Annotated in this window: 1 pseudogene; it reads left to right on the top strand. The window is 64.0% G+C overall.

Annotation, left to right across the window (positions count from 1 at the left end):
* Positions 1-261: pseudogene (locus EOD29_RS32750) on the top strand (hypothetical protein); the annotation flags it as partial.

The following is a 261-nucleotide window of genomic DNA, read 5'->3' as shown; positions in this document are numbered from 1 at the left end:
CCCGACCTGGGAGAACAGCGGGAAGGTTTCGATCAGCTGCTGCATCTGCCCCAATGACCTCAATGTCGAATATTACCGCCAGCGCGCCACCGCGGGTCTGATCATCACCGAAGCGACCGCGATCACCCATCAGGGCCAGGGTTACGCCGACGTGCCTGGCCTTTACAGCAAGGAAGCGCTCGACGGCTGGAAGCGGGTGACCGACGCCGTCCACGCAGCCGGCGGCAGGATCGTCGTCCAGATGTGGCATGTCGGCCGCAT

The sequence above is a fragment of the Mesorhizobium sp. M1A.T.Ca.IN.004.03.1.1 genome (assembly GCF_003997555.1).
GTDB lineage: Bacteria > Pseudomonadota > Alphaproteobacteria > Rhizobiales > Rhizobiaceae > Mesorhizobium.
This window is presented reverse-complemented; position numbering and strand designations above follow the sequence as displayed.